We start from the raw sequence: 6414 nt of genomic DNA, 5'->3' as shown, positions 1-6414 counted from the left end.
GAACGACCGCAAACACCCCTTCGTGTGGACGAAACCGGTCGAGGAGATTCTCAAGAAAGCTCAACCGAAAACCAACTAACGAAACGCGACACTAGGTTCGAGCCGTGGGAGACGCTGTGGCCGAAGTCCTTCCCGTTGCCGTTGCCCTGCTGATGGCGTCGGCTCCGCTCGTGATGGTGAGCATGGCGCTGGTGATCAAGCGATCCGCATCGGTCGGCTGGTGCTTCCTGGCCGGGTGGTTCGTCGGTCTCACGGCGGTGTGCGTGGTGGTGATCGCGCTTGCCGACCTGTTGTCGGTGGCCGGCGGATCGGGGCCCGTCATGGGAGTTCTCGGCGTCGGCGTCGGAGTTCTCCTGCTCGGGCTCGGGGTCGAGAAGCTGGTCGGTGCCTGGCGCTCATCCGGTGGCGACGACGTACCGGGCTGGTATCGGACCGTCGAGACCATCGGGCCGGCGAGGGTGGTCGCGCTGGGTCTGGCGCTGGCGGCGGTGAATCCGAAGAACCTTCTCATCACGGTGTCGGCAGCGACCACGATCGCCGAGACCACCGCAGCGGTCGGTGCGCAGGCCGTCGCCGTCGCGGTATTCGTCGTGGTGGGCAGTACCGCGATCGCGGCGCCGACCATCGCCACATCGGTCCTCGGCTCCCGCGCCGAACCGGCACTCGCGAGGATCGACGCATGGGTCACCAGGTACAACACGGTGATCGTGGGGACCGTGCTCGTCGTGCTCGGCGTGGTGGTCGCCACCAACGGGTTCGAAGCACTCTGACCGCACACGCACGTCAGCCGGACACACCGAGGTGTCCGGCTGACGTGTGTCGCACCGAGCAGGTCGGATTCAGTTGGCGGCGAACGGGTTCGCGGTCACCGGCATGCCGAGTGCCGCGCCGACCTCGGGGGTGTACAGCTCACCGGCGTGCGTGCTCAGTCCGTGAGCCAGCGCGGTGTTCTGCGCGAGCGCGGTCTCCCAGCCCTTGTCGGCGAGTTGCAGCACGTAGGGCAGGGTGGCTCCGGTCAGGGCCTGGGTGGATGTGCGGGCCACGGTGCCCGGCATGTTGGCGACGCAGTAGAACACGCTGTCGTGCACGGTGAACGTGGGGTCGTCGTGTGTGGTGGGGTGCGAGTCCTCGAAGCAGCCGCCCTGATCGATCGCGATGTCGACGAGTACCGAACCCGGCTTCATCTCGGCGACGAGACTGTTGGGCACCAGCACCGGGGCCTTGGCACCAGGAACCAGCACCGCGCCGATCACCAGATCGGCGCCCTTGATGGCCTCCGATAGTGCCAGCGTCGTGCTGTACCGCGTCTGCACGCGACCGCCGAAGCGAGCGTCGACGGCGCGCAGTTTCGCGATGTCGAGATCGAAGACGGTCACCGTGGCGCCCATACCCATCGCGATCGTCGCGGCGTTGGCACCGCTGACACCGCCACCGATCACGACGACGTCGGCGGGTTCGGTGCCGGGGACCCCGCCCATCAACGTGCCGCGGCCCCCCTCCGAACGCATCAGGTGGTAAGCGCCCACCTGCGGGGCGAGCCGGCCGGCAACCTCGCTCATCGGCGCGAGCAGCGGCAGCGAGCCGTCGGCCGCGCGCACCGTCTCGTAGGCGATCGAGGTGGTCCCCGACGCCAGCAGCGCGTCGGTGCAGGGGCGGCTCGCCGCCAGGTGCAGATAGGTGAACAGCGTCTGGCCTTCGCGCATCAGGCCGTATTCGGCCTCGATGGGCTCCTTGACCTTGAGCAGCAGGTCGGCCTGCTCCCACACCGCGGCGGCGGTGTCGAGGATCTGCGCGCCCGCGGCCTTGAAGTCGGCGTCGTCGATCGCCGAGCCGAGGCCCGCGCCGGCCTGAATGATCACGTCGTGACCGCGTCGGGACAGTTCGGCGACACCGGCCGGGGTGATGGCAACGCGGTATTCGTGGTTCTTGATCTCGGTGGGGATGCCGATACGCATGTCAGTTCTCCTGGTGAATCACGTGTGTGGCTGTGGCAGACTGCCGGATCGGGCTCGAGCCGGCGGGCTGGGGGTGGATGTGGGCGGCGCGGTGGGCGCTCGCAGGCGAGTGCTCGACGTTGAACACCCATAATGGTGAAGTAAGTGCGATTTTCGGGCAATGAGTGCGATGATAATTCTGGTGGCTGGCATCGAATCTGATGTTTGTTCGAGAACGGGGAGTGTGATGGTCGCGAGTCCGAAGGATGTTCGCCCGGCGGTGCTCGACGAGACCGACCGTGAGTTGCTGCGTCTGTTGCAGACCGACGCGCGAATGCCCAACAGTGAGCTCGCCGCCAAGGTGGGCATCGCGCCGTCGACCTGCCACGGACGGCTCCGGCGGCTCGTCGATTCGGGGGTGATCCGCGGCTTCTTCGCCGACGTGGACCCCGCTGCGGTGGGACGACCGCTCCGGGCGATGGTCGCCGTGAGCCTCCAGTCGGATGCGCGGGGTCAGATCCGGCGTTTCGTCGGCGAGATCGCCCGCAGCGACGAGGTGATCGATGTGTTCTTCCTCGCCGGCACCGACGACTACCTGCTGCACGTGGCCACGTCCGACACAGAATCGCTGCGGACGTTCGTCGAGATGCTCAACTCCCGGCGTGAGGTGGCCGGGACCACCACCTCACTGGTCTTCGACCACCTGCGCGGTGACGCACCTCTCTACTGAGATGTGGTTCCCAGCGGTCTGTGCCGTAGATCGGCGCCATATACCGACACCGATCTACGGCATTGCCGCGCCGTCCGTCGGCGTCGACCAGCGCACTAGACTCGAACCCGCACTTGTGACCGAGTATGCGAGAAGAGGGCGCCGATGAGTGACGAGATCCGGGTGGGTGTGTTCGGCAGTGGCGGCAAGGTGGGGCAGGCCATGGTCGACGCCGTGGAAGCGGCCGACGACCTCGTGTTCACCACCGGCGTCGACAAGGGCGACGATCCGCGCAGGTTCGTCGACACCGGCACCGCGGTGGTCATCGACTTCACCCACCCCAGCGTCGTCATGGACAACCTGGAATTCCTGATCGGCAACGGTATTCACGCGGTCGTGGGTACCACCGGTTTCACCGACGAGCGGCTCGCGCAGGTGCAGGAGTGGCTCGCCGACACACCGGGCGTCGGCGTGCTGATCGCGCCCAACTTCGCCATCGGTGCGGTGTTGTCGATGCGGTTTGCGCAGCAGGCCGCGCGCTTCTACGAATCCGTCGAGGTGATCGAACTGCACCATCCGCACAAGGCCGATGCGCCGTCGGGGACGGCCTACCGTACCGCCGCGCTGATCGGGGAGGCCCGCGCGGCAGCCGGGTTGGGACCGAGTCCGGATGCCACCACCGAGGAACTCGAGGGTGCACGCGGTGCCGTCGTCGACGGTGTGCACGTGCACTCGGTGCGGCTGGCCGGTCTCGTCGCCCATCAGGAGGTGTTGCTCGGCACCACCGGCGAGACGCTGACCATCCGGCACGACTCGCTCGATCGGAGCTCGTTTGCGCCCGGCGTGCTGCTGGGCGTCCGTACGATCCCCGCCCGTCCGGGACTCACCGTCGGGCTCGACGCGTTCATGGACCTGTGAGTGTCGGGCACGAGCCGATGACCGGAGATCCCGAACCCCGCGACAACCAGGCGGCCCGGTCGGGTGCGCCGAAGCCGCGCGATTCGCGTCCGATCGTGTGGATGATCGCGTTTCTCGTGCTCGCGATGTGTGTCTACTTCGTGTTGCTGGGACGCAGCGGTGTGCAACTCATCGCCACCGGCAGCGTCGCGGGCATCGGTCTGGGTATCGGCGTTCTGGTCCTTCCGTTTCTGGGCGTCTGGATGATCTGGGCGACGCTGCGCGCCGGCATCGAACATCAGCGGCTCGCGCGCATCATGGCCGAGGAGGGTCGCGAACTCGACGTGTCGTCCCTGCCGCGGCGCCCGTCGGGCCGCATCGAGCGCGACGCCGCCGACGAACTCTTCGCGCAGGTGAAGCAGGAGTGGGAGAGCGACCCCACCGACTGGCGCAACACCTACCGGATCGCGCGTGCCTACGACTACGCCGGTGATCGCACCAGGGCCCGTCAGATGATGAAACGTGCTGTCGCGCAATACAACGAGACTCGGTCCGAGGCCCCGTGACGCAACTTCTGATCGTGCATCACACGCCGTCGCCGCACTGCCAGGCGATGTTCGAGGCCGTGCTGTCCGGTGCGACCGACCCCGAGATCACCGGCGTCGAGGTTCTCCGGCGTGCGGCACTGTCGGTGACGGCGAGCGATTTTCTCGCCGCCGACGGCTACGTGCTCGGTACCCCGGCCAACCTCGGATACATTTCCGGCGCGCTCAAGCACGCATTCGATCAGAGCTACTACCAGATTCTCGACTCGACCAAGGGCCACCCGTTCGGGGCGTACTTCCACGGGAACCAGGGGACCGAGGGTGCACAGCGCGCCCTGGATTCGATCACCACCGGCCTCGGCTGGACCAGGGCGGCAGCCGACGTGGTGGTATCGCAAGAGCCGACCAAAGCCGACCTCCAGGCGTGCTGGGAGTTGGGCGCGACCGTCGCCGCACAGCTGATGGACATGTGATCGGTGAGATCGGCAACCGGTCGGAGACACCCATCGCGTGCCAATCGCGCGTCAACGTGTGACATCTCGCTCGACACGTCCGGCGGCATGAAATCGGCCATGGGACCATCCCCTCGGGAAGATATGTAACCTGTTCCACCAGAACGGGACCGAATTCGACAGGGGGAGATGCTCCGGTGCCAGGTCGACGAGGCGACGTTCACGCTGCAGCGAGTGAGCGCCGATCGTGATTGCTACCGCCATCGGTGACGTTCTTCCCGTGGCGATCGCGGTGGCGATCAGTCCGCTGGCCATCATCACCAGCATCGTGTTCCTGCTCTCCGATCACGGCAGGATCAAGGCCGCATTGTTCATCCTCGGGTGGTGTATCACTCTTCTGATCCTGACCGGCATCGCGGTACTGATCACCGACGCCGTCGAGGAGGACGCACCGGCCGAGACCGAGAACGGCGTCAGCATCGTGTCGCTGATCCTCGGCGTCGGGTTCCTCATCTTGGCGGCCTACGCCTGGAAGGGACGGCCGAAGCCCGGTGAACTTGCCAAGGAGGCCAAGGTTCTCGCCAGGATCTCCGGGATGTCGGGGATCACCGTTCTCGGGCTCGGCATGGTCGAGGGAGTCGCGATCATCAAGAACACGCCCCTGAGCCTCGGCGCGGGTGCACGCATCGCCGAGGACACCCAGGGTGGGACGTCGGCATGGGTGGCGGTGGGAGTGTTCGTGATCCTCGCGAGCCTGGGGATGATCGTTCCGCTGATCGTCGCGATCGTCGGAGGACGACGCCTGGACCCGGCGCTCGCATCGTTTCGGCAATGGTTGGAGGACAACATCTCTCCGATCACGATCGTCACGCTGCTGGTGGTCGGCGCGTACTTCCTCGGCAAGGGTCTGGCGATCTTCTCCTGAGCATCACCAGCCACACTGATTCACCTGCGGGCGTTGCGCGGTCGGCGCTGCGGACCGTCGCTCTAGACTTGCTGTCGTGAGCACGGCCATCAGAGACATCGCGGCGACCGAGGCGATCCCCACCCCGTACGAGGACCTCCTGCGGCTGGTCCTCGACACCGGCACCCCCAAGGCCGACCGCACCGGAACCGGCACGCGCAGTCTGTTCGGTCATCAGCTGCGCTACGACCTCGCCCAGGGCTTTCCGCTGATCACCACCAAGAAGGTGCATCTCAAGTCGATCATCTACGAACTGCTGTGGTTCCTGCGCGGCGACTCGAACGTGCGCTGGCTGCAAGAACGCGGCGTCAGCATCTGGGACGAATGGGCCGATGACCAGGGCGACCTGGGTCCGGTGTACGGGGTGCAGTGGCGCAACTGGCCCACGCCGTCCGGCGAACACATCGATCAGATCTCGGCCGCACTCGACCTGCTGCGCACCAACCCCGACTCCCGGCGCAACATCGTGTCGGCGTGGAATGTCGGGGAGATCCCGCAGATGGCGTTACCGCCGTGCCACGCCTTCTTCCAGTTTTACGTCGCCGACGGCAAACTCTCCTGCCAGCTCTATCAGCGCAGCGCGGATCTGTTTCTCGGTGTTCCCTTCAACATCGCCTCCTACGCGCTGCTCACGCACATGATGGCCCAGCAGGCCGGACTCGACGTGGGCGAATTCGTCTGGACCGGTGGTGACTGCCACATCTACGACAACCACGTCGAGCAGGTCGAACTCCAGTTGTCGCGAGACCCCTACCCCTATCCCGAACTGAACCTGCGGCGTCGGCCGTCGCTCTTCGACTACGAGTACGACGACATCGAGATCATCGGATACCGGTCGCATCCGGGTATCAAGGCACCCGTTGCCGTCTGACCGACCGCTCTTCGCCGCCGGTCGGCATCGCGTCGTCCGAAC

At 66.2% G+C, this 6414-nt stretch carries 8 protein-coding genes; 7 read left to right on the top strand and 1 reads right to left on the bottom strand.

All coding sequences use genetic code 11. The annotated features are described in order from the left end of the window. The first annotated feature begins 104 nt into the window (after positions 1–104). A complete protein-coding gene (locus ACWDTD_RS17260) occupies positions 105–770 on the top strand; it encodes a GAP family protein (protein ID WP_449748348.1) in 666 nt (221 codons plus the stop codon). 69 nt (positions 771–839) lie between these two features. On the opposite strand, the gene ald is transcribed toward ACWDTD_RS17260, so the two are convergent. Next, entirely contained in the window at positions 840–1955 is a 1116-nt protein-coding gene (gene ald, locus ACWDTD_RS17255) for an alanine dehydrogenase (RefSeq protein ID WP_449748347.1), read from the bottom strand. A gap of 226 nt (positions 1956–2181) precedes the next feature. Between ald and ACWDTD_RS17250 the strand changes: the two genes are divergently transcribed. The 6 genes from ACWDTD_RS17250 to ACWDTD_RS17225 all read left to right on the top strand — a co-directional run bounded on the left by ACWDTD_RS17250 (position 2182) and on the right by ACWDTD_RS17225 (position 6372). Further along, entirely contained in the window at positions 2182–2664 is a 483-nt protein-coding gene (locus ACWDTD_RS17250) for an Lrp/AsnC family transcriptional regulator (protein ID WP_449748346.1), read from the top strand. A gap of 144 nt (positions 2665–2808) precedes the next feature. Further along, a complete protein-coding gene (gene dapB, locus ACWDTD_RS17245) occupies positions 2809–3561 on the top strand; it encodes a 4-hydroxy-tetrahydrodipicolinate reductase (protein WP_449748345.1) in 753 nt (250 codons plus the stop codon). A 17-nt stretch (positions 3562–3578) separates the two neighbouring features. After that, positions 3579–4106 (top strand): tetratricopeptide repeat protein, encoded by a 528-nt coding sequence (locus ACWDTD_RS17240; RefSeq protein ID WP_449748344.1) that lies wholly within the window; start codon positions 3579–3581, stop codon positions 4104–4106. Positions 4107–4153: 47 nt separating this feature from the next. After that, positions 4154–4558 (top strand): flavodoxin family protein, encoded by a 405-nt coding sequence (locus tag ACWDTD_RS17235; protein ID WP_449748360.1) that lies wholly within the window; start codon positions 4154–4156, stop codon positions 4556–4558. A 226-nt stretch (positions 4559–4784) separates the two neighbouring features. Beyond that, on the top strand, positions 4785–5462 hold the full coding sequence (locus ACWDTD_RS17230) for a GAP family protein (protein WP_449748343.1): 678 nt from the start codon (positions 4785–4787) through the stop codon (positions 5460–5462). A gap of 76 nt (positions 5463–5538) precedes the next feature. Beyond that, a complete protein-coding gene (locus ACWDTD_RS17225; protein WP_449748342.1) occupies positions 5539–6372 on the top strand; it encodes a thymidylate synthase in 834 nt (277 codons plus the stop codon). Positions 6373–6414 lie beyond the last annotated feature (42 nt).

This window comes from Gordonia sp. NPDC003425, from assembly GCF_053588635.1.
The sequence above is the reverse complement of the archived record's forward strand: the minus strand, read 5'-3'. Positions and strand labels throughout refer to the sequence as shown.

What these genes read in the sequence shown, in the direction of transcription:
- ald (WP_449748347.1), bottom strand. Translation starts at nt 1,955, where the DNA reads ATGCGTATCGGCATCCCCACCGAGATCAAGAACCACGAATACCGCGTT.
- ACWDTD_RS17250 (WP_449748346.1), top strand. Translation starts at nt 2,182, where the DNA reads ATGGTCGCGAGTCCGAAGGATGTTCGCCCGGCGGTGCTCGACGAGACC.
- dapB (WP_449748345.1), top strand. Translation starts at nt 2,809, where the DNA reads ATGAGTGACGAGATCCGGGTGGGTGTGTTCGGCAGTGGCGGCAAGGTG.
- ACWDTD_RS17240 (WP_449748344.1), top strand. Translation starts at nt 3,579, where the DNA reads ATGACCGGAGATCCCGAACCCCGCGACAACCAGGCGGCCCGGTCGGGT.
- ACWDTD_RS17235 (WP_449748360.1), top strand. Translation starts at nt 4,154, where the DNA reads ATGTTCGAGGCCGTGCTGTCCGGTGCGACCGACCCCGAGATCACCGGC.